Genomic DNA, 26,134 nt, shown 5'->3' with positions numbered 1-26,134 from the left:
ACCAGCAGTAGGTGAAGCATCAACCAGATAATCCGATGAGATGCCGGTCTGTCTCACTCTCATGCAAAGGTAAGATCAACCATTTAATCCGCTTACCCGAAATTCACAAGGAAAATCAGGGGCTTCCGGGATTCTATAGTGGTGGGAGCGAGAGCATTCGAACCACCTAATATACGTATATCAATGCCTATACACACATCAATATCAATAAAATCAATGACTTATTGAACCGAACGTCTATCAATGAGTCTCAGCAATTGTCAATGTTCGCGGCATTATTGCGGCAATTTTCGTCACCCGCAGCAACTTTCAAATCCGACTCATTGGCGGACAACAAAACACCAAAAACAATTAAAGGTATATATATGATAAGAGTAGACTATGAGACCTCTCAGCATTGGGCCGTTAATCTCAAACCGCATTCCTATGACTCATTTCTTAATCTTGGTGCAACAGACAAGCTTTTTAGGTGGACTTATTACGTAGATGTCCCAGAAGAAAAAGGTCGTACTGAAACGCAGCTTTTAGATAAAATTTACAGCCTTACCCCCCAAGAGATCCAAAGTAAGTGCCAAAAAGAGGGAATAGCTATTGACCTTAAGGATCTAAAACAGTTCGCTAACTTCGAATCACTAAATTGTAGATTTAAGCGTCTTAATGTTGGTACGTAAACCCTCCGCAGTTCTATCGTATGATCAACATACGTGCAACTCTCAGATAAAAGGCAAATAAACTTGCCTTTTATCTCCCGCTCAACCAACGCGTCGCCACCATCCTAGCTACTACACTTAACCCATTTTCTAATTATTCCAATAAGGATCAATATTTCCCTGCATACACTTACTTACTTCGTTATCTATCGTGTTATTGGGTTTAACACAGTCTTCAAGCGATCTTACGTGCTCAATATCCCTTGCTCTAGCGTCTCGAGCCTCCCGCTCTCCTTCTCTTGCCGCTTTGCATGCTGTGTTTCTAAAGGTCAGCGTATCTCGTCCGGGATTACTGTTGTGCTCTCTAATCCAGTAATTGCACGTCTCGTATAGCTTTCTCACCGCTTTGTTGTCGGAGTTAATCTGGTACGTGTTCTTATGGTCCGAATAGTCTCTATGCGTCCTCGGCCCGCTGACTCTGTCTATTGCGCCATCACTACCACCTTTTCGTCTGCACTCGTGGTATAGGTCTTTATACTTATTTCGTTCTCTTAACCACGTTGTCATCTGTCGGCTTGAACCGCCCTTTCTCCGCAGACTTGTATAGTAATCGGCCTTGTCCTGGTATCTCTTACAATTCTGAGCTTGAGACTCTTGCGAATTCAGAACCGCGACATTCAGCAATGTAAAAACCACTATGGTTCCTATCAGCGATCTTCTTGTCACTCCCTTCATCCATGATTTAAGTCGTTTAATAATCTCCATGTCCTCTCCTCCATCGTTTTGCAACTGTTGGCGCTGTTACCCAGCCTTTCCCTGTGCTCCTAAGCTCTCTTGAGCCTCCTTTGTCACCGGGCTTATCTGCCCCGCTTCCGGCAGCTCCTTTCCGCTGTACACTCAGTATTCGTATACCGAAAATATCTTTGCTAAAGCTTATAGGTCATCAATTCTAATTTTTTACTGACCGCTTACGAGGTTCCCAAGTCTGATGCAGCTAATCCCCATCCTTCACGCCAGTTCCTCTCGCGTAAGCCCCTCCCCCTTCAATTCCTTTAACTCTTTCTCGTAGGTCCACAGCAAAGTACACCATTTACAATAATAAATAGATCACCTCTTGACTGCCACCCAGCCCGGAGCAGTGAAAGCTAAAGACAAGCAAAGCTAAATACTGCGTGAAACCGCATGCACTTTCAAAAATGGGGGACGGTGGCAGATGCCTCATGCTCACCAGAGAACTCTTCCGCCAGTAGCTTTCGAACGTCGCTATCGACGCATTTTCGACACTAGAAGGGCTGAAACGAAAAAGCCCCTGAAATTCACAAGGAAAATCAGGGGCTTACGGGATTCTATAGTGGTCGGAGCGAGAGGATTCGAACCTCCGACCCCCTCGTCCCGAACGAGGTGCGCTACCAGACTGCGCTACGCTCCGACTGGGTTGGCCTGTGCCAACGAGGGCGGAATTATAACAGCTGTTTTTCTGCTGTAAATGGGGAATTGGCATTTCTTACGTCACAGATTGACGGATTGGCGGGAGGATGGAGCCCCATGGCGGGCCGCAACTGGTATCATGCGGCCATTATTGTCTGACCCGAATGAGGAATTGACGCGTGAACGCCGCTTTTCGACTTGCTGCTGTAACCACTCTGGCTCTGGTAATGACCGCCTGTGTGGGCCCGCTGGACCGACCCGATGAGCCGGAAGGCCCACAGGTGGATCCCCAGGCGGCCGCCGTGGTCAGTCTGATCGATCAGGCTCGCCTGGCCTATGAGCAGGGCGACTATATGGGTGCCATCGCCGCCGCTGAGCGCGGTCTGCGGATCGATCGGCGCGAGCCCGAGCTGTATTTGGTGTTGGCCCAGAGCTACTTTGACCTGGCGCAGATGGAGCAGGCCCGTCAGTTTGCGGAACAGGGGCTGCGCCATAGCCCGCCGGACTCCCGCCTGTATCAGGCCCTGGAAGCGGTGCGCGGACGCGCAGCCCAGAGCACCGGCACCCTTCGCTTTTAGCCTTCCCCCTGGGCGTCACTGCATGAGATTCGGCTAATATATAGCCAAATCTCATGTACAAGCCCAAACCTATTTCCAATTGGTTTAATTAAGCGGCCGGAAAAACTGGCGATTTTCTGATCAGCGCCGATACTGTAAGTAACTGGTGTTGGCAATCCTCTGGTTTTATCAACCACCAGTTGGGTCCGGTGGACCTTGTCAGGAAGCTTTCCTTATTGTGTACTCCTATCTTGCCGGTGCTTGAAGCACCGGCTTTTTTTGGTGCGGCGCTCACTGCCAGAGGCGCTGCCACCAGCTGGGGCGGGACGAGCGGTCGATGCGACACCCAGCGGATTCCTCCAGAACCTGACCTTCGCGCAGCGGCAACCAGACGGCGCCCTCGCAGCGCTCGGCGCTGAGCTTTCCGGTGGCGCTGTCGATCCAGTCAAAACTCACATCACCCGGCGGCGTGAGGGGCAGCCCCTGAGTGGGCAGGTCCGCCATCATGTCCGCCCAGGCATGCAGGGCGCCGGAGGAGCCGGTGAGCGGGGTTTCCTCGTTGTTGTCCCGCCCGAGCCAGACCACCGCCAGGTGCTGCCCGCTGAAGCCGGCAAACCAGCTGTCCCGGTAGTCGTTGCTGGTGCCGGTTTTACCGGCCATGGCCAGCCCTTCCGGTAACCGCTGGTAGACCGACCGCCCGGTGCCCTCGCGCAGGGCAAGCTGCAGCAGGTACTGCATCTGGAAGCTGGCCTCGGGGCTGAAGCGCTGCTCCATCTTCAACGGATAGCGGCGCAGCGGGTCGCCCTCGGCGGTCAGCACTTCGCGAATCGCCCGCAGCGGGGTATAGACGCCTTCGGCGGCGAGGGTGTGGTAAATACCGGAGACCTCGTAGGGTGTCATTTCCACCGCGCCAAGAAGGATGGCCGGTACCCCGGGGATAGTCCCCTCAAAGCCGGCGGCACGCAGGGTGTCGTACACCGAGCCGAGCCCCAGGTTCATACCCAGCCGGGCGGTGGCCTGGTTATAGGAGTGCACCAGCCCCTGATAGAGAGGCACTTCCCCGTGATCTTCCAAGCTGGCGTTGCGGGGTTCCCACAGGGTGCCATCGCCCGCTTCCACGGTGACCGGGTCATCGCTGATCAGGGTACCGGGGTGATACTCATCCGGACGCTCCAGAGCCGTGAGATACACGAAGGGTTTGACCAGCGAGCCGATCGGACGGCGGGCATCCAGGGCGCGATTGAAGCCATTGAACCGTCCGTTGCGATCGCCCACCAGGGCCAGCACCTCACCGGCGCCCACCGAGGTGACCATGGCGGCGCCCTGCAAGCCTTCAGTGCCGTGTGCCTGCTCCAGGCGGTGTAACCGCTCACTGATCACCCGCTCCAGGCGCCGTTGAATCATCGGCGAGAGGCTGGTGAAGATGCGGAGCCCTTCGCTGCGCAGGTCTTCCTCCCGGTAGTCCCGACGCAGTTGCCGATTCACCAGTTCGATAAAAGCCGGGTAACTCTGCAAGCTGTAGTCCACATCCGGCACGATGCCCAGAGGGGCTTCGGTGGCCGCGTCCAGTTCAGCCTGGTCAATCAGCCCTTCCCGATGCATGACCCGCAAGACCAGGTCCCGGCGCTCCTTGGCCCGCTCCGGGTGACGCCAGGGGTTGTAGTAGGACGCCCCTTTGACAATGGCGATCAGCAGCGCGATCTGCTCGGTTTTCAGTTCGTTCAGGGGCTGACGAAAGTAATGCTGCGCCCCCAGGGCAAAGCCGTGTACCCCCCGGGAGCCACTCTGGCCCAGGTAGACTTCGTTGATGTAGGTTTCAAGAATTTCCGACTTGCTGTAATGCACTTCCAGGAGCACGGACATGATGGCTTCCTGGAATTTGCGTTGCAGGCTGCGCTCATGGGTGAGATAAAAGTTTTTCACCAGTTGCTGGGTCAGCGTACTGCCGCCCTGCACCACCCGCCCCGCCTGCAAGTTGGCCCAGGCCGCGCGCAAAATGGCTGTGGGCGATACCCCGAAGTGGTCCAGGAAGTCGCGGTCCTCCACCGCGAGCAGGGTTTCGCCGAGCAACGGCGGCAGGTCTTCCAGGCGCACCAGTAACCGGTCCTCGCCGTGGGCGGGGAAAATGCCACCGATCTCTTCGGGCTCCAGCCGCATCAGTGGTAGCGGCTCCCCCTGCCCGCCCTGCAGACGGGTGACCCGACCGGCGTCCAACGTCATCCGGAAACGCCGGGCCGGCTCGTCGCCGTCCCAGAACTCAAAGCCGCGGCTGTAAACGTCATAGTGCCGGGTGTTACCCTCAAACCGGCGTGCGTACTGCCCGGGGCCACTGACACGCTCCACCGGCCGGTAACCCAATGCCAGCATTTCCTGCTCAAACAGGTCGGGGGGCAGCGACACCCCTTCGTACAACTCCAACGGACGGGCGTAGACCCGCGCGGGCACCGACCACTTTTTGCCCTCAAATTTCTCGCGCACCACGCCGTTCAGATAGATCACCCAGAGCACAAACAGCAGGGCAATCACGCCCGCCGCATACAGCAGCCATAGGCGCAACAGCGCCCAGCCGTGGCGCCCCTGAGTGGGTCGTCCTTTGCGGCGGGTTCGGGTTTTGTGGCGACGTCGGGTCATAATCGGAGGTCAACTCGTTACTGGTGAAGCCCCGCGCGTTCGGGGCGCTTTCGTACGGGGCGCTTATTTTGCATAATGGTCGGCCAAAACCCAACCGGAAGCGCCACATAGCGCTCAATTTCGGACAGACAGCGAGGCATTCATGAACGATCACTATCACATCTACGGCATTGGCGCGGCTCTGGTGGACACCGAAATCGAAGTCAGTGACGCCGACCTGAAAGCCATGGCGGTCGCCAAAGGTGTGATGACGCTGGTCGATGAGCCCCGCCAGTCTGAGCTGATTGACTACCTGAGCGACCACTTGGTTCATTCCAATCGCGCCAGCGGCGGCTCCGGGGCCAATACCGTGATTGCCGCCAGCTACTTCGGTTGCCGCAGTTTTTATTCCTGCCGGGTCGCCAATGACGAGAACGGCGAATTCTACCTGAACGACATCAAGGCCGCCGGCGTGGACTATCCCGAGCACCTCGGCAGCGATCAGGGCATCACCGGTAAATGCCTGGTGATGATCACCCCGGACGCCGAGCGCAGTATGAACACTTTCCTCGGCATCAGTGCCGGACTGTCGGTGAACGAGCTGCACACTCCCGCCATTGATGCAGCGGACTATGTGTATATCGAAGGTTACCTGGTCAGCTCCGACACCGGTCGGGCCGCCGCCATTGAGCTGCGCGAGCGGGCGGAGAAGCGTAACACACTGACCGCGCTGAGCCTGTCGGACCCGGCCATGGTGCAGTTCTTCCGCGACGGCCTGCTGGAGATGATCGGCAAGGGCGTGGACCTGCTGTTCTGCAACCGCGAGGAGGCCATGGGCTTTACCGGCACCAACACGCTGGAAGAAGCCGCTCAGTCACTGCAGGATTACTGCCGCTCCTTTGCCATCACCTGCGGGGCGGACGGCGCGCTGGTCTTTGATGGCCGCCACTCTTATCACATTGATGCCCAGCCGGTGAAAGCGGTGGACACCAACGGTGCCGGCGATATGTTTGCCGGTGCGTTTCTGTATGCGCTCAGTCAGGGCCATGAGTATGACGTGGCCGGTCGATTTGCCAGCCTGGCTGCCAGCAAGGTGGTGACCCAGTACGGTCCGCGGTTGCGCCCGGAGCAGCATCAGGAGTTGAAGCAGGCGTTTTTTGGGTAGCAGACCGGGCAGTCCGGGTCGCGGGGGAGTTTGAGTTCGCGCCATTGGCTGGTGGTGGCGTCGAACAGCAGCAGCCGGCCGGCGAGGCTGGTGCCGACACCGGCGAGCAGTTTTACCGCCTCCAGTGCCTGCATGCTGCCGATGACGCCCACCAGGGGTGCCAGTACGCCGCTGCTGGCGCAGTTGAGTTGCTCGTCTTCACTCACGTCGTACAGGCAGCGATAGCAGGGACTGTCATCGCGGCGCGAGTCGAACACCGTGACCTGCCCTTCCAGGCGAATCGCGGCGCCGGACACCAGCGGTGTACGGGTAACGACACAGGCTTCGTTGATGGCGTAGCGCACGCTGAAGTTATCCGTGGCATCAATGACCAGATCCGCCTCGCGCACGCGGGCGGTGAGTGCCTCGCCGCAGAGTTTTTCTTCAATGGGGACCAGTTTTACGTCCGGGTTCAACGCCTGCAGGGCGGCGGCGGCCGAGCGCACCTTGGGCTCGCCGACACGCTCAGTGGTGTGCACGATCTGCCGCTGAAGGTTGGACAGGTCAACCTCATCGTGGTCCGCCAGCCATAACTCCCCAACCCCGGAGGCGGCCAGGTACATCGCCACGGGTGCGCCCAGGCCGCCGAGGCCCACGACCAACACCCGGGCGTTCAGCAGTCGCTCNTGCCCTTCGACATCCACTTCGGGTAACAGGATGTGNCGGCTGTAGCGCAGCAGTTGGTTATCGTTCATCATCGGCCACCTCCTTTGCGGGCCATTGCCCCAGTGTGACTCGGTCGCGTTCGTTCAGNTCCTGCTCGGTGNGCACNGNGCGAAAGCCCCGNACCGTNAACAGCTCNCGCACCGCCGNNCCCTGNTCCCAGCCATGNTCNATCAACAACCAGCCGCCGGGCAACAANTGCCGGGGNGANAGATTCACGATGTGNTCAATGTCCGCCAGCCCCTGGCGTTCGGCCACCANCGCTGAGCGGGGCTCAAAGCGCACATCNCCCCGGTTCAGGTGCGGNTCGCAGTCGGCAATNTAGGGCGGGTTGCTCATNACCANCTCAAACCGCTCGTCCATNNGCANNGCNGAATACCAGTCNCTGTGCAGGCAGCGGACTCGCTCCANCCCGAGACGTCTGAGCNTTGCGCCGNGCCAGNTCGATCGCCGCCGTNGAGGCNTCCAGNGCGGTTACNTCCCAGGCCGGTCGCTCACTGGCAAACGCCAGCGCNAGGGCACCGGTGCCCGTGCCGAGATCCAGCGCGCGGCCNGAGGGGGCGCTNTCCGTCAGCGNCAACGCCAATTCCACCAGTCGCTCGGANTCCGGGCGGGGAATCAGTGTGCTGGCATNGACGTACAGCGGCAGNGACCANAACTCCCGTTCNCCCATGATATGGGCAATCGGNTCGCCNTTGCGNCGCCGGGACAGCGCCNGNTCAAANTCGGCCTGCTGNGCGTCGCTCANTTCGGTTTCCGGCCAGGTGTACAGCCAGANCCGCTCCTTGCCNAGCACCCAACTCAACAATAGCTCCACATCAAGGCGAGGAGAGTCACTTACCGGGCTCAGTTCGATGGCCCGGCGCAGCGCTTCACTGACGGTGCGCATCACTCCGCCAGGGACGCGAGCTGGTCGGCCTGATACTCATGCACCAGGGGCTGTACCACTTCATCGAGCGCGCCCTGAATCACCTCATCCAGTTTATAAAGGGTCAGGTTGATGCGGTGATCCGTCACCCGCCCCTGAGGAAAGTTGTAGGTGCGAATACGCTCGGAGCGATCGCCCGAGCCCACCAGGTTGCGCCGCTCGTCCGACAGGCTTTTGGCAGCGGCCTCTTCGCTCTGGCTTTTCAGTTTGGANGCCAGCNGTGACATNGCCCGGGCCCGGTTTTTGTGCTGGGAGCGCTCGTCCTGACACTCCACCACAATGCCGGTGGGAATGTGGGTAATGCGNATNGCCGAATCGGTTTTGTTNACGTGCTGACCNCCGGCGCCGGAGGCGCGGAAGGTATCGACCCGGATATCCGCNTTGCTGATGTCCACCGCNTCCACTTCGTCGGCTTCGGGCAANACCGCCACGGTNCAGGCCGAGGTNTGAATGCGACCCTGGGANTCGGTNTCGGGCACNCGCTGCACCCGATGCGCNCCGGATTCAAATTTCAGGCTGGCGTACACGCNGTCNCCGGACACCCGGCTGATGATTTCCTTNTAGCCGCCGTGNTCACCCTCGTTCTGACTGATGATTTCGATACGCCACTTTTTCTGNTCNGCGTATTTGCTGTACATGCGGAACAGGTCGCCGGCGAAAATNGCCGCNTCGTCACCGCCGGTGCCGGCGCGAATTTCCAGAAACACGTTCTTGCCNTCGTTCGGNTCTTTGGGCAGCAACAGGCGCTGCANNTCCTCTTCCATCGGCCCCANCTGTTCNTCGCAGGCNTCCAGCTCCTCGCGGGCCATNTCGCGCATTTCCGGNTCGGACANCAGNGTNTCCGCNTCGTCGCGATCGGCCTTCATCTGATGGTAGCGNGNNTANCTCTGCACCACCGGCTCCAGCTCGGCGTACTCTTTGGACAAGTCCCGAAACCGNTTCTGGTTGCCGATGATGTCCGGATCGGACAACAGNTGGCCGACNTCTTCGTAGCGNTCGGTCAGGCGGGACAGTTTTTCTTCAATGGATGCTTTCATTCGGGTTCGCTTTTCTCTTGNGTCTCGNTGTCATCCGCCTGCAGCCCAAACAGTTCNCGNGCCGCNGCGACCAGTTCTGTNCGCCCCTCGGCGCTGGCCTGACGCAANGCCNCACTGGGCGGATGCAATAATTTGTTGGTGACGGCNCGGGACAATTGCGCCATCANCTGGGCCGGNTCACCGCCGGCCTCCAGCGCNTTCTGGGCTTTGGNCANCTCCCGGNNNGCCANNGCNTCNGCCTGCTGCCGATACGAGCGGATGGTGNCCGCCGCGTCCTGGGCGCGNTGCATTTTCAGGTATTGGCCGACGCCTTCGGCAATAATTTCCCGGGCCTTGTCGGCGGCNGCNTCCCGGGACTTTTTGTTCTGATCAATGACCGCNTGCAGATCNTCCACCGTGTACAGNTAGACATCNTCCAGCGAGCCNACNTCCTCTTCGATATCCCGGGGAACCGCAATATCNAGCATGAACATCGGNTTGTGTTTGCGNTTTTTCAGCGCCGACTCCACCGCNCCCTTGCCCANCAGGGGCAACTGGCTGGCGGTGGAGGAAATCACAATATCGGCCTTGTGCAGGTGTTCCGGAATGTCNGCCAGCAGNATCGCCTCGGCCCCNAGNTCCTGGGAAATGNCGTGCGCCCGCTCCAGGGTCCGNTTGGCCACAACCAGCCGGCGNATNCCCTGTTCTTTGAGGTGCCGGGCCACCAACTGGATGGTTTCACCGGCGCCNATAAGCANAGCGGTGTCNTCTTTGAGATCGGAGAAGATCTGTTGGGCCANGGTAACCGCCGCGTAGGCCACGGACACCGGATTCTCNCCGATGGCGGTTTCCGAGCGGACCCGCTTGGCCACCCCGAACACCTGCTGAAACGCCGAATGCAGCGTCGCCCCNACGGTACCCGCCTGGCTGGCCACAGCGTAAGCGGATTTCATCTGGCCCAGAATCTGGGGCTCCCCCAGNACCAANGAGTCCAGCCCGCCGGCGACTTTCATCATATGCCCCACCGCCTCGGCATCTTCAAAGCAGTAGTAACACCGGCTCAGGGCNTCCTCATCCATCTGGGTATGCTCNAGCAGCCAGGNCAACAGGGCGTGAACCTCGGCGTCGCTGGCNGCGTATATCTCGGTGCGGTTGCAGGTCGANAGNATGGCGACTTCATTCAACCCCGCCCGCTCGCGGGCCTGCATCAACGCATGCTCCAGGCTGTCGGGTCCGAACGCCACGCGNTCGCGGATCGCCAGGGGAGCCGTATTGTGATTGATACCGAACGCCAACAGGGTCATAGAGTAGGAGCAGGTTTTGCCAGCAAAAGGGACGCCATTGTCCGGCCCTGNNGGGCCGGGCGCAAGGGGCGAGCAAGGAAAACNCTCANCACCCCGGGAATTATCGCCGCAATGGGGCGTCGAAGCCAGCCGGAGNGNAACCCGACTGGCGANCCCGGCCCGCTCTGTTTATGATGCCGGAATAGCCAATCAACCGATGAGACCTTGAATGAACGCCAGTGTCCCGTTAGTGACCGCCTTGGCGCTNNGTGCGCTGCTACTCGGCTGCGCCCAACAGCCCACNGGGCCCGAGCGCGAGCCNGCNTCNGCCAGCGAANCGGCNGANCCNNCGTCCGACNNCGCGGANGCGGCCCNNGAGCCCGAGCCCNNNGCCGCNCAACCGGCGCCCACNCGCCCATTCACCAGCGATACCCTGTACGCGCTGCTCGCNGCGGAAATTGCCGGNAGCCGGCAGCAGTTTGATATTGCGCTGTCCAACTATCTCCAGCAGGCCCACCAGACCCGGGACCCNCAGGTNGCGGCCNGNGCCACCCANATCGCCCGCTTTCTCTCGGCCAACAACGCCCTGCTCGATGCGGCNCTGCTNTGGGTAGAGNTCGCNCCGGACGANACCGANGCNCAACTGAATGCCGCCCTGGCCCTGGTGCAGAACGGTCGACTGCAGGAGGCCTTNGANCTGTCCCGNNAGNTGCAGGCCAAGGGCGAGCACACCCTGTTCCAGAANATTGCCGCCAGNGCCNCCGAGGCCACGGANACCCAGCGNGAGCGACTGATCGACGGCTACCTGNCNCTNCTGGAAGAGTANCCGGAGCACCAGGANNTGCTGATTGGCACCGGCCTNCTGATGCAGCAACAGGGNGACCTGGAGCCNGCNCTGGACTATGCCTCTCGCGCNCTGAANGAAGCNCCGGACAGCGTGGCGGCCACCATNCTCAAGGCCACACTGCTNAACCAGCTGGAGCGNTCNGACGAGGCCCTGCAGACGGTNGTNGGNGCNNTGGANGATAACCCGGANAGCCTGCGCCTNCGNCTGCAATACGCCCGTCTGCTCACCCAGCATGACCTGGCGATGGCCCAGGAGCAGTTTGAGGTGCTGGTACGTCAAGAGCCCCGGGACCCGGATCTGCGACTGTCACTGGGTATTGTCGCTCTGGAACGNGGCGACACCGAGACCGCCCAGACCAGTTTTGAAAGCCTGCTCGACAGCGACGAACACGCCTCCAGCGCCAACTTCTACCTGGGTCAATTGGCCGAGCGGCAAGGGCGCAACGAGGAGGCGCTGCTGTACTACCTACAGGTTGAACCGGGCAGTGATTTTCTTCAGGCCACCATCAACATCATGGAACTGCTGATTGACAGCGGTCAGCTGGAAGCCGCCAACGATCATATGAACCGGATGCGTAACCGCTTCCCGGACCGTGCCGCCGACCTCTATCTGTTCCAGGCCCGGGTTCTGCTCCAGAAGGGCCACGAGGAGTCCGCTGAAGCCCTGCTGGTCAACGCGCTGGAGGCGCATCCGACGCACAGCGACCTGCTCTACTCCCGCGCCATGCTGTACGACCAGCAGGGCCGCCTGGAGGCCGCCGAGCGGGACCTGCGCAACATCCTGACCTACGACCCTCACAATGCCACGGCGCTCAATGCGCTCGGCTACATCCTGACGGACAAAACGGATCGTCACGAAGAGGCCTATGAACTGATTCGCCAGGCCCTGGCTCTCAACCCGGAAGAACCGGCCATTCTCGACAGCATGGGCTGGGTGCTCTACAACCTCGGCCGCCCCGAAGAGGCCCTGCCGTACCTGCAGGACGCCATGAGCGCTTATCCGGATCAGGAAATTGCCGCCCACCTGGGCGAGGTTCTGTGGCAACTGGGCCGAAAAGAGGAAGCAAGGGCCGTCTGGCAGCAGGGTCTGGAAACCGACCCGGAAAGCGAGCTGATACCCGCCACCCGCGAACGCCTGGGCGTCGATGCGGAGGGCGCGAATCAATGAGCCGCGTCCTCGCTCTGACACTGATGCTGCTGGTCGTCGGCTGTGCCCGCCAACCGCTGCAGCCCGTCGAGGACTGGGAGCGCCACCAGGCCGCTGCCCAGCGGCTCAACAGCTGGCAACTCAGCGGCAAGCTGGGAGCGAGGCTCCCCGACAACAGCGGCAGCGCCCGGCTGCGCTGGCATCANGACCAGAGCAACTACCGGATCGACCTGAGCGGCCCCTTCGGCCAGGGGCGGGTCATCATCGAAACCACCGATAGCGGCGTACGTCTGCGCCAGGGCNGTGAGCCACCCCTGGAGGCCGCCAGCGCCGAAGCCCTGATGTGGCAGACCACCGGCTGGCGCGTGCCGGTGGCGGAACTCACTTACTGGGTGCGGGGCATCCCCGCCCCGGACAGTCGCCATCGGATACTTGAGCGCACCCCCCAGGGGCTACTGAAAACCCTGCGCCAGAGCGGCTGGACACTGCACTACAGCGACTATGAGGCCGTCGGCCTGCTACCGCTGCCCGGTCGCATTGTGGCCGAACGCAAAGACACCCGGCTGACCCTGATTGTCTACGATTGGTCACTCCCCGAATCATGAACCCATCAGTCACCCTGCCCGCGCCGGCCAAGCTGAACCTGTGCCTGCACATCGTCGGTCGACGCCCCGACGGCTACCATGAGCTGCAGACCGCCTTTCAACTGCTGGACTATGGCGATGAGCTGACTTTCAGCCCGAGGGCAGACACCGACATCCATCTGCACCCGGCCATTGAAGGCGTGCCCCTGAAGGACAACCTCATCTGGCGGGCGGCCCAGCTTCTGCGTCCACGCGCCCGGGCCTATACCGGTGTCGATATCACGCTGCTCAAACGCCTTCCCATGGGGGGCGGCCTGGGTGGCGGCAGTAGCGATGCGGCCACAACGCTGCTGGCACTCAACCAACTGTGGGACTGCCAGTACTCCAACAAGGAACTGCAGACGGTGGGATTACAGCTTGGCGCCGACGTCCCGGNGTTTGTCGCCNGCCACAGCGCCTGGGCGGAAGGCATTGGCGAACAACTGGTGCCCATCGAACTGCCCGAACGCTGGTTTCTGGTGGTCACGCCACCCACGCCCGTGGCCACTGGCACAATTTTTTGTCACAAAGATTTGACAAGAGACACANCGCCCATTACAGTAGCGGCCTTTCTCGAGCGGGGCGGCAAAAACGATTGCCAACCACTGGTCAGAGAACTTTATCCGGAAGTTGATAAAGCGCTGATTTGGTTGGAAAATTTTGTCAGCAACGCTACAATGTCCGGCACCGGCGCAAGCGTCTTCGCCAGCTTCGAGAGTGAANCCGAAGCGCGGGAAGTACAGGGAAAAACGCCNACTGATTGGTCCAGTTTTGTGGCCAGAGGCGTCAACCTTTCACCGGTGCACGATCGACTGTTCAATGCATGATGACAGTCGAACATTGTAAAAGCGGTTTCCGTAATCGCTGAAACGACGACTACTGGGGCGTAGCCAAGCGGTAAGGCAGCGGGTTTTGATCCCGTCACGCGTAGGTTCGAATCCTACCGCCCCAGCCATTATTCGTTAACGCGCCGCTGCCTCAGCGGCGCTGTTCGTTTGGGTCGATGCCTATAGCACCTCTCCTACGTGTTTCCCGCGGATCAGATAACGGAACCGGCAACCTGCCTCACCAAGAGCTCAGTTTTCCCTCCATCTGTCCCGCANTGGNTCGACGCCAGACAAGAATACGGCTGTAATAAAGCGGCAATGCAAACAAAAGGTACCGAACGTGACTGAGTTAATGGTATTCACNGGCAACGCCAACCCGGAACTGTCCCAGAAGATTGTGGACTGCCTGGGCATCGACCTNGGAGACGTATCGGTCTCCCAGTTTTCCGATGGCGAAATTGCCGTTGAACTGAACACCAACGTTCGTGGCCGCGACGTATTTATCGTCCAGCCCACCTGCGCGCCCACCAACCGCAACATCATGGAACTGATGATCATGATTGATGCGTTGCGCCGCGCCTCCGCNGGNCGCATTACCGCGGTGGTCCCCTACTTCGGCTACGCCCGCCAGGATCGACGCGTTCGCTCCGCCCGGGTNCCCATTACCGCCAAAGTGGTGGCCGANATGCTNGTGGGNGTGGGTATTGACCGCCTGCTGACNGTGGACCTGCACGCGGANCAGATCCAGGGCTTNTTCGACGTGCCNGTGGATAACGTTTACGGCTCGCCGGTANTGCTGGAAGACGTNGAAAAACAGAATTTTGAAGACCTGATTGTGGTCTCTCCGGACATCGGCGGCGTNGTTCGCGCCCGCGCGGTGGCCAANCAGCTNGGCGTGGACCTGGCCATCATCGACAANCGCCGCCCCAACCCGAATGTGGCGGAAGTNATGAACATCATCGGTGAAGTGGATGGNCGCACCTGCCTGCTGGTGGACGACATGGTCGATACCGCCGGCACCCTGTGCAACGCCGCNGTCGCCCTGAAAAAGCAGGGTGCCAACAAAGTGGTGGCCTACTGTACCCACCCGGTACTGTCCGGCAGCGCCATTGACCGCCTGGACAACTCGCANCTGGATGAGCTGGTAGTGACCGACTCCATCCCGNTGAGTGANGCNGCGCGCAACTGCTCACGGGTACGCACCCTGACNCTNTCGCGCATGCTCGCCGAAGCGGTTCGCCGCCTGAGCAATGAAGAATCCCTGAGTGCAATGTTCAACTNAAGNACGNTGCACTCAGNTAACCGCGGCCGACACNACTGTCCGGTCGCTTTTTGAACCCCGCTGGTGATTCTGGTCGCGGATTCCAGNGGATAACATCGAGGACTTATCATGTCTGAAGATTTTAAATTGAACGCCGAAGCCCGAGAAGACCTGGGGAAAGGTGCGAGCCGCCGCCTGCGTCGTCTCGAGGGCAAAGTACCNGCCATCGTGTANGGCGGNAANGNNAAGAANCCNNCCTCCATCATGGTCAGCCAGAAAGAACTGACCAAGCACCTGGAGAGCGAAGCTTTCTTCTCGCACATCATTGAGCTGAACATTGACGGCAAATCCGAAAATGTGATCCTCAAGGATCTGCAGCGTCACCCGGCCAAGGGTTACACCATGCACGCTGACTTCCAGCGCGTATCCAAAACCACCAAGCTGAACACCAGTGTACCGCTGCACTTCCTCAACGAGGAAACCGCCAAGGGCGTTAAAATGCAGGGCGGCAAGATTGTGCACAACANGGTTCAGCTGGAAATCAGCTGCCTGCCGGCCGATCTGCCCGAGTACATCGAAGTGGACGTGGCCGACCTGGAGCTGGGTCACAGCCTGCACATCTCTGACCTGAAACTGCCCAAGGGCGTTGAGTCCGTGGAACTTAGCCACGGCGCGGATCACGACCAGCCGGTTGTATCCATCAACAAGCCGCGCGGCATGGCCACTGATGACGCCGACAGCGAAGACGNTGAAGAAGAAGGCGGCGAAGAGGAGAAGTAAGCCTCACTCGCCCGAAAACACACCCCGACGGGCTCTGCCCTCGGGGTGTTTTTCTATCTGAAAGGTGAACCCCCATGGACANGCCCCTACAGATGATTGTCGGCCTGGGTAATCCGGGCACCGAATACGACCGCACCCGCCACAACGCCGGTGCCGACTTTGTCACCGAGCTGGCCTACCGAAACGGCGCGACACTNACGCCCGAGAACAAATTCCACGGCCTGACCGCCCGCATCACCCTGGACGGGCAAGACCTGCGNCTGCTGATTCCCACCACCTTNATGAACCGCAGNGGTCAGGCGATCAGCGCCATGGCGCAGTTTTTCAAGATTCCGCCCGAGGCCATTCTGGTCGCCCACGACGAGCTGGANCTGCCCCCCGGCACCGCCCGNCTCAAGCACGGNGGNGGCCACGGCGGCCACAACGGCCTGCGCGANACCATCAAGGCCNTGGGCAACAACAAGGAGTTCAATCGCCTGCGCCTGGGCATTGGCCANCCGGGCTCNGCGTCACAGGTNGTNGGCTTTGTNCTGAAAAAGGCGCCCACCAGCGANCAGCAGGCNCTTCACGANGCCATNGACCGGGCCATCGACGTGCTGCCACTCGCCGCAAAGGGCGAGTGGGCGAAGGCNATGAATCAGCTGCACACCAAGGTGTAACCAGTGCTTCAGGCTTGGGGGACGGCGGATGCGCTTCGCTTATCCGCCCTACANCGANCNNCGNAGNTATGCGTAGGGCGGATAAGCGCNAAGCGCGCATCCGCCNTTACCACATAACACCCNNCTANAACCGTAGGTCGTATTAGGCCCGAAGGGCCGTAATNCGACATTAACGGCAGGCCCTACTCCCGTACAGGCCAGACCTGTATAATCCGGGCCTGTTTTTTTCATTCTCTGGCTGGATATCAATTTCATGGGCTTTAACTGCGGCATCGTTGGCTTGCCCAACGTCGGAAAATCCACTCTTTTCAACGCACTGACCAAGGCGGGCATTGGCGCCGAGAACTTTCCGTTCTGNACCATCGAGCCCAACGCGGGGGTGGTCATGGTNCCCGACCCNCGCCAGGAGAAGCTCGCCGAGATCGTCAANCCGGANAAGGTGGTCCCCACCACCATGGAGTTTGTGGACATCGCCGGGCTCGTGGCGGGCGCCTCCAAGGGTGAGGGGCTGGGGAACAANTTCCTCGCCAACATTCGCGAAACCGACGCCATNGCCCACGTGGTGCGCTGCTTTGAGGACGACAACGTCATTCACGTGGCCAACAGCGTNGATCCGGCGGCNGATATTGACGTGATCAACACCGAACTGGCCCTGGCGGACCTGGAAACCGTGGACAAGGCANTGCAGCGCTACGCCAAGGCCGCCAAGGGCCAGGACAAGCACGCTATCGCNATGAAAGCNCTGCTCGAGAAGGTTCANCCCCANCTGGACGAAGCCAAGCCCCTGCGCTCCTTTGGCCTGTCNGACGACGAGCTGGNCCAGNTGCGCGAGCTGAACCTGTTGACCGTCAANCCGACCATGTANATTGCCAACGTCTCCGAAGACGGCTTTGAGAACAACCCNCTGCTGGACAAGGTGCGGGCCATTGCCGAGGAAGAGAAGGCCGTGGTGGTNCCCATCTGCAACAAGCTGGAAGCGGAAATTGCCGAGCTGGAAGACGACGAAAAGGCNGAGTTNCTGGAAGANATGGGCATGGACGAGCCGGGCCTGGACCGGGTGATCCGCGCNGGCTANGAGCTGCTGGGCCTGCACACCTACTTTACCGCCGGGGTGAAAGAGGTGCGCGCCTGGACCATTCCCGTCGGCGCCAGCGCCCCCCAGGCGGCCGGCAAGATCCACACNGACTTCGAAAAGGGCTTTATCCGGGCGGAAGTGGTCGCCTACGACGACTTTGTGNCCTANAAAGGGGAGCAGGGGGCCAAGGACGCNGGAAAATGGCGCCTGGAAGGCAAGGACTACATCGTCAAAGACGGCGANGTGGTGCACTTCCGCTTCAANGTATAAAACCCGCGAATCAGGGTTGACTTTAGGGGTGCAGACAGGGAAAATACGCGCCCTCACCAAGTGGCTAGGTAGCTCAGCTGGTTAGAGCACAGCACTCATAATGCTGGGGTCGGCGGTTCAAGTCCGCCCCTAGCTACCACTTTTGAGAAAACCCGCGCCTTGCGCGGGTTTTTTTATGGGTATTCATCTCCACCNGCCTTGACTTTCCCTCNCCTCGNACACATGTTTGTAANAGGAGGNCAGAAAACGGGTTGGCACCGGGAACTCGCGGCCCAACCACGCAGTCCTCTTCCTTGANGGCCTGGCCACGGCGTGGCAGGTCAGGGTTGCAAACTGATAAAGGNATTGGAGTCACTATGAATATACAGTTGTCCGGTCACCACGTGGATATCACCGACGGCATCCGCGAGGCCGTTGATAGCCGCTTCAAGAANATCCAGAACCACTACCCCGACCTTGGAGACCTCTCCATGGCCNTCACCGTCGAACGGCACGCACAGGCCGTCGAGGTTACCACCCAGTTCAAAGGCGCTAAGGTGGCCGTACACGCCGAATCCCAGGATCTGTATGCCGCCATTGCCGATTCCGCCAAAAAGCTGGATGCCGCGCTAGCCAAGCGCAAAGGAACAACCCAATCCCACCGTCATGAAAAACCGGAACTTATGACTGAAGAGCCAGAATCCCTCAAAGATTGAGCCGTCCCCCCTGGATCCCTCGCGGGAGGGCCCAGGGGAGTATTAAAGGGGGGCAATCCGCCTTAGACCATTGTAATTTATTAACCGCCCGAGCAATATTTGTGAATAAAGGCCTGATGCTCTGGCAGTTGGTCTGCCGCCGCTGTCACGGCGGCACGCAGCTTTTCCAGCCAAGCACCGCCGTCCACAGTTCTGAACGCCAATAGCGGATCCACACGTTTTGGCCGGTGGTTCTGACCGACATGTACCGCCAGCCAACTATCCGGACCGAAAAGATCAGCGCCGTCCGCGATTAACCGGCCATAAGCGCCAAAGTGGTAAAGCTTGTTCTCCAGAGGTGTCGGTACTGGCATGTCCCGACATTCCCGCCACAGAGGGGAGTCGTCCCGCTCTGTGAGCTTATAGTGCAGAATCAGAAAATCTCGTATACGCTCAAACTCGTTGATGGTTATGCGGTTGTACTCGTCGATGACCGCCGAGTCAAAATCCCGATCCGGGAAGAAGCCGAGCAACCTGGATATAGCCGCCTGAACCAGATGTAGACTGGTGGACTCCAGCGGCTCCATAAAGCCACTGGAAAGGCCAACCGCCACGACATTTTTTTCCCAGAACTTTTCCCTTCGTCCGGTAGTGAACGCCAGCTCCCTGGGCTCGCCGAGGCGTTCGCCATCAAGATGCTTCAGCAAAGTCGCCGCTGCCTCATCGCTGCTGATATGGCGACTGCAGTACACATAACCATTACCGGTCCGATGCTGTAGCGGAATACGCCACTGCCAGCCGGCTGCATGTGCTGTTGAGCGCGTGTAGGGCGTTAGCTCACCTGGCGCACTGGCGACGGTCACCGCCCGATCGCAGGGCAACCAATCGCTCCAGTCCCGGTACCCGACTTTCATCGCCTCACCAATCAGCAAGGCCCTGAATCCCGAACAGTCGATAAACAGGTCACCTTCAATTCGCTCGCCACTGGCCATCTGCACCGACTCCACAAAGCCACTATCAGAATTCAAGTGCACATCGGTAACCGTGCCTTCACGGCGCTCTACGCCTTTGGCTTCAGAGTATTCACGTAAAAAAGCCGCATAGAGGCCAGCATCGAAATGATAGGCGTAATCGTAAGTAGAGAGCACATTGCGGGGATCTTGCACCGGAGGTGCGAATCGATTGCGGGAGGCCGCCGCCCAGGCCATGCTGTGTTCGTGCAACGGTGTGCTGGTCTCCCCACTCTCCCGTGCCCGGAGCCAATGGTGGTGCAGCGAGACGGTATCAAAATTCCGGCCGTGGGGACCGAAGGGGTGGAAATAACTGTGTCCCTGATGCGCCCAGTCGACGAACTGGATACCCAACTTGAACGTACCTTTCGTGCGCCGCAAAAACTCTCGTTCATCCAACCCGAGAACCCGATTGAACAGTCTTATCGGAGGTATCGTGGCCTCGCCCACGCCAATCGTGCCAATTGCATCGGATTCCACCAGGGTGATTGCACATTGCCCTTGCGTCGCGTTGGCGAGCGCAGCAGCCGACATCCAGCCGGCGCTGCCTCCGCCCACAATCACTATTCGGCGGAGTCGACGATCATCAGTATTCATTTGCTGTCATCCTGTCATTTCCGGCAGCATCAACGCCCGGTAGCGGCAGGTGCCACCACCGGCGGCGCCTGCACGTCAAACGCAACCGCCAGGCGCTCGCCATCAGTAAAAGGGACGGTAGAATGCCACAAGGTTGAGGGGAACAGCACCAACCGAGCGGCTTTGGGCTCAACCTCCTTGTAGGCCGGGAGATCAAGCTCAAGTTCCGGCGGTGGTGTACCGAACTGAAGCCAGCCCGCTGGCGGCTGCCCCATCCGCTCCCCCTCGGGCAGAGAAATATAGAGCGCCGAGCTGATCCAGCCCACCGGATGGGTATGACTGACATTGTAACCCTGGGATTTAAGGCGCACCGACCAACTACCGGAAAAGTGGACTCGCCCCCGCAACACCTCCTGTCGGTGGACTCCCAGAAGGGGATGACCAGCCACTGGCTCCGGCAAACGGCTGACGTAGGTCTGCACCGCCGCCTGAACCCGCGCTCTCAAGTCTCTCAGTATGGGTTCGTGACGCAGGAACAGGTTCTGATCGGTTTGCGTTCCGCCACGGACTGACTGCTCTGCATAGGGCGATCGGGCGGTGTGCAGTTGCCGCAGGAGCAGGGTGAGCTGAGCGAGTTCATTCCCGCTCAGGTCCAGCTCAAAGGTCTGTGCACGCCGGGCTTCCTCATCCAGCCATTCGGCTCGAGGATCCTTACGCAACCGCCAGATCAGAGACAGATAGGGCCAGATGACCGACGCGGAACGCGTATTCATATGGCGCAGTGCGGCCCGTTCTGCCCGATCCGGGTCACCCCGACGCAGGCTGTACCGAATCAACGCCATATCACGCACCACATCTTTGACCGAGGTGGTCTGTTCAAACAGCGTGGCTGCGCGCTCATCATCACCCGACTCACTCGCGACAAACAGCTCGGCCACCGTCAGCTGGGGATGCCCCTCAAAACGCTTTTCGGCCGCCTCAAGTACGCGACGGGATCCGATCCAGTCGCGAACCTGGGCAAGACTCCGGAACCATTCCAGCCACAAGGCCAGGTTGTCGGGCTGCCGAGCGCAGGCATCCTTGAAGCTATCGGTAAAATGCGTGGCATCACCACCAGTAAAGCGCAGACTGGCGATACTTTTATGGCCAGCCAACCAGCCGGGTTGCTGCTTCAAAGCATCCTGCAGAAGACCAATGGCCTTATCCCGTTGCCGCTCGGCGGCCAGCGCCGAGGTATAACCCCGCAATACATTAAGGTCATGAGGCGCCAGCTGCAAAACACGCTCAAAGGAGGCCGTTGACGGAAGGCCGGCCAGAAACCGGCTTTGAGCCAACGCCATCGCCGTATCCGCATTTCTCCCATCCAGCGCACAGGCCCGGGCGAAGGCCTCAGCGGCTTCCGGCTCCCACTGTTCCTGATGCAGCGCAAACCCCAACTGAGTCCAGATCGCTGCGCTATCGGGGTATTGCCCGGAAGCAGCCCGCAGTCGCTCAACCGCAAGGTCCGCGCGCCCTTCATTCATAGCCTGCTGTGCGTTTTGCAACACTTTATCGGTGGACACCACGTTACTCCGCCAGCACTGTCATCCACAAAAAAAAACGGGGCCGTGCCTCTTGCCACCACCCCGTGTACATTCGAAAAAGCCCACCGCCCCTGAACGCCAGGTTGCGGCGATCAGGGACAACGGGCTTGGGACCATCCCGTCTTAGAACAGGACTTTGATGGAGGCCCGGGCCGTCCGACCCAGGGCGGCGTTGCCGCTCAACACCGCTGGCGTAACCGACGTATCGTTTACGCCTCCCGCCCCGCGAAGATCTAACTCGTCCAGCAGATTATAGACCTGAAGTCCGAGCTCGAGGTTCTCTGTGGGGCTGTACTTGGCATTCGCCCCCCAGGTCGCCGAACCGGGCCACTCCCGCTGACCCGCATCCAGAGTATCGGTTTGCCCGGTCACGTTGAGTCCCACACTGAACTGGTCGGTCAGCTCATAGCTGGAGTAAATGGTGTAGGTCAGATCCGGAATACCACTGGCGCGACGGAAACTTTCATCACCCACACCCAACTGCTCGGCATCGGTAAAGGTGGCATTGGCGGTCACCGACAGACGGTCCCAGAAATAGGTGCCCAAGAGCTCGAAACCCTGCGACTTGTACTCGGCATCGATGATACAGCCACCGACATCCCCGAAGCCCAGGTCCCGACACACGGTCTGTGACAGCTCAAAGGTACTTTGTTTGAAATCACCTTTGAGTAGCGTCAGCTCAATCGAGTAGAGACCATCAAACAGCTCCCCGCGATTTTTGATACCCACCTCGTATTGATTGACGAAGTCGACATCGGCCACTCGGCCTGACTCATTCAGCGAACCATCAGCATTGATTTTTCCACTGACGGTCTGGCGATCCCCGTTGAAACGCCCGCCTTCGGAAGCACGTACAAACAGACTGGTATCCCTGGACGCCTTCCACAAACCGCCCACCGTCCAACTCTCATAGCTGGTGTCATAGTCCAGATTTTCCCGAGCGCCCTGCGCCTCCATGGTAGGAATCATCACGGTGACCTGATCACCGTTGAAGTCGGTGGTTTGCACGGGGGTATCGCCGGTCACCAAGCCGGCAACCGTCCATCCCGAGGATTTCACGTTCTCAAATCGGGTACTGACATCAAAGATGAACAGATCATTCTCCCAGTCCAACACGACATAGGGTGCCGTATTCGTGTAAGAAAGATCGTAATCCCTGGAACAGCAGTCCCCCCAGTTATCGTTGAACCCGGCAATACCACGGGCGGTGAGCAAGTTACCTTCATCGTCATACAGGTCCAGCATCGCCGGGTTATCACCACTCACTTCGGTATAGGCCCGATTGATGTGCCAATCCATGGCGATATCCTGCTTCATATGGAAATAGCCGGCACGTACCGTCAGATCACCATCTCCCAGCCAATACTCACCAATCAGGGTCAGGTCATTCACAAAGCTGCCCACATCACGCATATTGGTGTGCACATTGGGGCCGTTATCCAGATACTCCCGGTCATACAACTGNCCGGCATTCGGGCCGTTGGCGTAACGGATTTCACCGACGGTCGCGCCGTTCACCATTGAGCCGGTCACGCTATCGGCACGAACCACGTTCTGAAACGGCGAGTAGAAGGTACCGCTCTGTTCGGTCCAGCGCATTTTGTTTTCGGCCCGAAGGTTATCGGTAAAGACGTACTGGAGCTCATTACCAATGGCCGTNGTTTTTGTGGCAATGCCATTCATCGGAACGGTTTCCAGATCGCCCTCACGGTTCACAATCTGGTTCTGATTATTCAGGATAGAGTAATTCGACTGGTCTCTGCCATCAAAGCCGGGAAACGCCTTGATGTTACTCACCTTGTCGCCGTTAACACTACCGAGAAACGGGCTGCCAGTGTAATTGGCTTCCTGAGTATCCGCGAACTTCCCCAAGAACCGGATATAGCCCTGGTTGTCGTCAAAGTACTTGGTGATATTACCTTTGATCTGAACACTATCGCTGGCTCCATAGGGAATTTCCAGCGGCCCTTCACCTTGCCGAACGAAACCGCCGATGTGGTAGTTGACCGAGTCGCTCGCGGGCCCACCGTAACGAAAGTCGATACGACTCTCATCAAAGCCCAAACCGGTGTTCGCCTGTATATAGCCACCTTCCTCCTGACCATAGTTACTGATGTAGTTGATGATCGCCCCAGGAGCCTGGGAGGTGTAGGTTCCCGCCGTACCACCACGAATACCTTCGACCTTATCCACCGATGCGTCAAAGCGGGTCCAGTAGTCATTGTTGCCAAACTGNATATCNCCAAACAGGACCGTGGGCAACCCATCTTCCTGAATCTGAACAAAAGGCGAACCGCCGGTCGCGACCGGAAGACCACGTACGGCGATATTGGCGTTACCGCCCGGCCCGGAGGTACCAGACACCTGAATCCCCGGAATCATCCGCAGCACCTCCGACTCGGAGCTGGGCTGAAAATCCTGAATGGCGTCGGTATTTACAGCAGTTACCGCGACGGAGCTTTCAATCTGGGATCGCCCACCACCGGCCGCGGCCGTGACCAGGATCTCTTCCAGGGCTGGCTGTTGCTGAGCTTGAGCGCTGAAGGGAAAGGCCAAAGCCAACACTGACGATGACGCCAGAGCCATTTTGATGGCTGAAGCCAGAGGGGCTTTTTTGATACCCGGTTGTTTATCCACGTTACACCTCACATGTCTTAGTGATGAGGAGCCTATATGAGTCAACCGCCCGGCCATGGCGGACATCAGAGGAGGATTGCGCCGACGGGAACACTACATGCCCGAGCAGAACAACAGATTACTTACTCATAATAGCTCACACTTTTATTGTTTGCCCTACTACCTGCAACCCCAACTCGCCGGGCTCCAGATAAAAGGAGAGCTCGATTTTGAAAGCTGAACGACCGCTTCCGGTATTGACCTGAATTTATCCCTAGCCTTTTACCGCTTCTTCCATGCAGAGCAACTTACAGAATTCCCCGACTTATTTCAACACGTTTATTAAATAACAGGATTTGGCCATAATGTAATATAATTACTGCAACCTTCTGTTTTTAAAGGGTTTTATAATTACTGTTATAATGAACACACTGTTATATATTAATTTACGATATTGATTCCGGAATGATAACTCTCGCTATCGCCGGAATACCATTCAAACAAAAAAGCGCGACCCCTTAGGGCCGCGCCTGCACTAACGTTGTGCCAATATAGGGAGAGACATTCCCTGGGAGAGCTCCAGCACCCAACACGCTGGAGAGCATCCTGCGCCACGGAGAGCCTGGCGCAGGACGTGTTCGAAACACCCGGTTTCAGTAGCCCGGGTTCTGCTGGTAAGCACCGCCACTGAGGTTAATCTGCTGCTGCGGGATCGGCATATACTCATGCTTGCCGGCGGTGAACTCCGCATCGGTCAGATACTCTTTGCGCGTCTGCTCAACCTCGAGATACGCATCCAGGGTTTCCTTGGCCACCCCCCAGCGAACCAGATCGAAGAACCGGTGCCCTTCCAGACCCAACTCCAGGCGACGCTCCCAGCGCAAGGCCTGACGGGCTTCGTCCTGATCGGCAAAATCGCTGTAGGTGCCAATGTTGTAGATGCTGAAGTTGTTACCGAGACGACCGGTACTGCCCGCTGCACGCTGACGAATCCGGTTGATGATTGGCAGGGCTTCATCTTCGCGGTTCAGCTCGATCAATGCCTCAGCCTTCCACAGCAACACATCGGCATAGCGAACCAGAATCGTGTTTTTGGAGGTCACTGTAAAGGGACCATTCTGCATACGACACTCACAGTCCGGGTGCTCCAACTCTTTCATGGACACAAAATTACCGTAGGTCGCTGGGTTGCGCGCCCAGGCATCACCGTCTTCGATAATCAGATCTTCGTCGTATTTGAACGGCTTGTCTTCCATACCCACGGTGTGATCCAGGCGCGGGTCAACCATATCGGAGGACGCGTCGTAATTGGCATCGTTGAAGGTATCAAACAGGGGGAGACCATCAGCCCCGGTTTTGAAGGCGTTGACAAAGTTATCGGTCGGCACGTGGAAACCACAGCAACCGAAACCACCGGCCATCGGGGTATTCAAAGCCACACCCCAGGAACCTCGGCCATCGGGACTGCCATCTTCACGGGAACGCTGAATTTCAAACACGGACTCGCGGTTGTTCTCGAACTCCCACAGGAAGTTCTCCGCATAGTCATTCACCAGCCCATAGTGGCCATTTTCTTCAATGTCATCGACCAGACTGACCACCTCTTCCAGTTTGTCAGAGTCGATACTGGTCACCTGATGATTCTCGTCCTGCACATAGGCCTGATAGAGAAGCGTCTTGGCCAGGTAGGCCCGCGCCGCATCACGATCCGCCCGGCCCACTTGCGCCTGATCCTGAGGCAACGGCAGGTTTTCCACACCAAAGCGGAAATCGGCAGCGATCTTGTCCCACAACTCTTGCGAGGTCAGGTCCACATTGCTCGCGGTTTCCACCTGCTCTGGAGTCATG

19 protein-coding genes, 3 tRNA genes and 1 pseudogene are annotated in these 26,134 nt (G+C 58.8%); 12 read left to right on the top strand and 11 right to left on the bottom strand.

Features of this window, described 5'->3' with window-relative positions; genetic code table 11:
* Positions 1-800: 800 nt before the first annotated feature.
* Positions 801-1,415 carry a hypothetical protein gene (locus CMG77_RS07475; RefSeq protein ID WP_286875188.1) on the bottom strand — a complete coding sequence of 205 codons (615 nt, stop codon included), beginning with the start codon at positions 1,413-1,415 and terminating at the stop codon, positions 801-803.
* Positions 1,416-2,002: 587 nt separating this feature from the next.
* Positions 2,003-2,079, bottom strand: a tRNA-Pro gene (locus CMG77_RS07470).
* 178 nt (positions 2,080-2,257) lie between these two features.
* Here CMG77_RS07470 and CMG77_RS07465 point away from each other — a divergent pair.
* On the top strand, positions 2,258-2,656 hold the full coding sequence (locus tag CMG77_RS07465) for a tetratricopeptide repeat protein (RefSeq protein WP_024460925.1): 399 nt from the start codon (positions 2,258-2,260) through the stop codon (positions 2,654-2,656).
* A 270-nt stretch (positions 2,657-2,926) separates the two neighbouring features.
* Here the strand turns inward: CMG77_RS07465 and mrcB are convergent, their stop codons facing one another.
* Positions 2,927-5,266, bottom strand: coding sequence for a penicillin-binding protein 1B (gene mrcB / locus CMG77_RS07460; RefSeq protein ID WP_024460926.1), 2,340 nt, complete (start codon positions 5,264-5,266; stop codon positions 2,927-2,929).
* 142 nt (positions 5,267-5,408) lie between these two features.
* Here mrcB and CMG77_RS07455 point away from each other — a divergent pair, with 142 nt between their 5' ends.
* Positions 5,409-6,410, top strand: coding sequence for an adenosine kinase (locus CMG77_RS07455; protein WP_286875185.1), 1,002 nt, complete (start codon positions 5,409-5,411; stop codon positions 6,408-6,410).
* On the opposite strand, the gene CMG77_RS07450 is transcribed toward CMG77_RS07455, so the two are convergent.
* The 4 genes and pseudogenes from CMG77_RS07450 to hemA all read right to left on the bottom strand — a co-directional run bounded on the left by CMG77_RS07450 (position 6,380) and on the right by hemA (position 10,360).
* On the bottom strand, positions 6,380-7,144 hold the full coding sequence (locus tag CMG77_RS07450; RefSeq protein WP_286903933.1) for a HesA/MoeB/ThiF family protein: 765 nt from the start codon (positions 7,142-7,144) through the stop codon (positions 6,380-6,382). The two genes, CMG77_RS07455 and CMG77_RS07450, sit on opposite strands and share 31 nt — an antisense overlap.
* A 314-nt stretch (positions 7,145-7,458) precedes the next feature.
* A pseudogene (locus CMG77_RS07445) lies at positions 7,459-8,001 on the bottom strand (methyltransferase).
* Positions 8,001-9,077 (bottom strand): peptide chain release factor 1, encoded by a 1,077-nt coding sequence (prfA, locus tag CMG77_RS07440; RefSeq protein WP_286903929.1) that lies wholly within the window; start codon positions 9,075-9,077, stop codon positions 8,001-8,003. The pseudogene CMG77_RS07445 and the gene prfA overlap by 1 nt, the downstream one beginning before the upstream one ends.
* Positions 9,074-10,360, bottom strand: coding sequence for a glutamyl-tRNA reductase (hemA, locus tag CMG77_RS07435; RefSeq protein ID WP_286903927.1), 1,287 nt, complete (start codon positions 10,358-10,360; stop codon positions 9,074-9,076). Before hemA ends, prfA begins: the two co-directional genes overlap by 4 nt.
* A gap of 208 nt (positions 10,361-10,568) precedes the next feature.
* Between hemA and CMG77_RS16145 the strand changes: the two genes are divergently transcribed.
* From CMG77_RS16145 to hpf, 10 genes are all read left to right on the top strand, one after another.
* Entirely contained in the window at positions 10,569-12,353 is a 1,785-nt protein-coding gene (locus CMG77_RS16145) for a tetratricopeptide repeat protein (protein ID WP_502691783.1), read from the top strand.
* Complete coding sequence (lolB, locus tag CMG77_RS07425; protein WP_286903924.1) at positions 12,350-12,937, top strand: lipoprotein insertase outer membrane protein LolB; 588 nt, start codon at positions 12,350-12,352, stop codon at positions 12,935-12,937. Before CMG77_RS16145 ends, lolB begins: the two co-directional genes overlap by 4 nt.
* The gene (gene ispE, locus CMG77_RS07420; RefSeq protein ID WP_286903922.1) at positions 12,934-13,782 is read left to right on the top strand and encodes a 4-(cytidine 5'-diphospho)-2-C-methyl-D-erythritol kinase; all 849 of its coding nucleotides are present in this window, start codon (positions 12,934-12,936) and stop codon (positions 13,780-13,782) included. Before lolB ends, ispE begins: the two co-directional genes overlap by 4 nt.
* Before the next feature lie 53 nt (positions 13,783-13,835).
* Positions 13,836-13,910 (top strand) — tRNA-Gln (locus CMG77_RS07415).
* A gap of 224 nt (positions 13,911-14,134) precedes the next feature.
* Entirely contained in the window at positions 14,135-15,118 is a 984-nt protein-coding gene (locus tag CMG77_RS07410) for a ribose-phosphate pyrophosphokinase (protein ID WP_286903932.1), read from the top strand.
* 54 nt (positions 15,119-15,172) lie between these two features.
* Positions 15,173-15,823, top strand: a complete 651-nt coding sequence (locus tag CMG77_RS07405) for a 50S ribosomal protein L25/general stress protein Ctc (RefSeq protein WP_286903920.1) — start codon at positions 15,173-15,175, stop codon at positions 15,821-15,823.
* Positions 15,824-15,897: 74 nt separating this feature from the next.
* Positions 15,898-16,482, top strand: a complete 585-nt coding sequence (gene pth / locus CMG77_RS07400; RefSeq protein WP_286903918.1) for an aminoacyl-tRNA hydrolase — start codon at positions 15,898-15,900, stop codon at positions 16,480-16,482.
* A 253-nt stretch (positions 16,483-16,735) separates the two neighbouring features.
* A complete protein-coding gene (gene ychF, locus CMG77_RS07395) occupies positions 16,736-17,827 on the top strand; it encodes a redox-regulated ATPase YchF (RefSeq protein ID WP_286903916.1) in 1,092 nt (363 codons plus the stop codon).
* Positions 17,828-17,889: 62 nt separating this feature from the next.
* Positions 17,890-17,966: transfer RNA gene (locus CMG77_RS07390), tRNA-Met, on the top strand.
* A gap of 217 nt (positions 17,967-18,183) precedes the next feature.
* Positions 18,184-18,522: a ribosome hibernation-promoting factor, HPF/YfiA family gene (gene hpf / locus CMG77_RS07385; protein ID WP_286903914.1), complete on the top strand. Its 339-nt coding sequence runs from the start codon at positions 18,184-18,186 to the stop codon at positions 18,520-18,522.
* Between the two features lie 80 nt (positions 18,523-18,602).
* On the opposite strand, the gene CMG77_RS07380 is transcribed toward hpf, so the two are convergent.
* From CMG77_RS07380 to CMG77_RS07365, 4 genes are all read right to left on the bottom strand, one after another.
* Entirely contained in the window at positions 18,603-20,108 is a 1,506-nt protein-coding gene (locus CMG77_RS07380; protein ID WP_286805379.1) for a tryptophan halogenase family protein, read from the bottom strand.
* Positions 20,109-20,137: 29 nt separating this feature from the next.
* Positions 20,138-21,649 (bottom strand): putative 2OG-Fe(II) oxygenase, encoded by a 1,512-nt coding sequence (locus tag CMG77_RS07375; RefSeq protein ID WP_286805377.1) that lies wholly within the window; start codon positions 21,647-21,649, stop codon positions 20,138-20,140.
* A gap of 144 nt (positions 21,650-21,793) precedes the next feature.
* Positions 21,794-24,256: a TonB-dependent receptor gene (locus CMG77_RS07370; protein WP_502691785.1), complete on the bottom strand. Its 2,463-nt coding sequence runs from the start codon at positions 24,254-24,256 to the stop codon at positions 21,794-21,796.
* Positions 24,257-24,939: 683 nt separating this feature from the next.
* Positions 24,940-26,133 carry a RagB/SusD family nutrient uptake outer membrane protein gene (locus CMG77_RS07365; protein WP_286903910.1) on the bottom strand — a complete coding sequence of 398 codons (1,194 nt, stop codon included), beginning with the start codon at positions 26,131-26,133 and terminating at the stop codon, positions 24,940-24,942.
* Position 26,134: the final 1 nt, after the last annotated feature.

The organism is Marinimicrobium sp. (genome assembly GCF_002695945.1).
Lineage (GTDB): Bacteria > Pseudomonadota > Gammaproteobacteria > Pseudomonadales > Cellvibrionaceae > Marinimicrobium > Marinimicrobium koreense.
Note: the sequence above shows the minus strand (reverse complement) of the source record. Positions and strands in the feature narration are given on the sequence as shown.

Bases quoted from the DNA above. Each gene is read 5' to 3' on its own strand.
- CMG77_RS07475 (WP_286875188.1), bottom strand. From the start codon at position 1,415: ATGGAGATTATTAAACGACTTAAATCATGGATGAAGGGAGTGACAAGA.
- mrcB (WP_024460926.1), bottom strand. From the start codon at position 5,266: ATGACCCGACGTCGCCACAAAACCCGAACCCGCCGCAAAGGACGACCC.
- CMG77_RS07455 (WP_286875185.1), top strand. From the start codon at position 5,409: ATGAACGATCACTATCACATCTACGGCATTGGCGCGGCTCTGGTGGAC.
- CMG77_RS07380 (WP_286805379.1), bottom strand. From the start codon at position 20,108: ATGAATACTGATGATCGTCGACTCCGCCGAATAGTGATTGTGGGCGGA.
- CMG77_RS07365 (WP_286903910.1), bottom strand. From the start codon at position 26,133: ATGACTCCAGAGCAGGTGGAAACCGCGAGCAATGTGGACCTGACCTCG.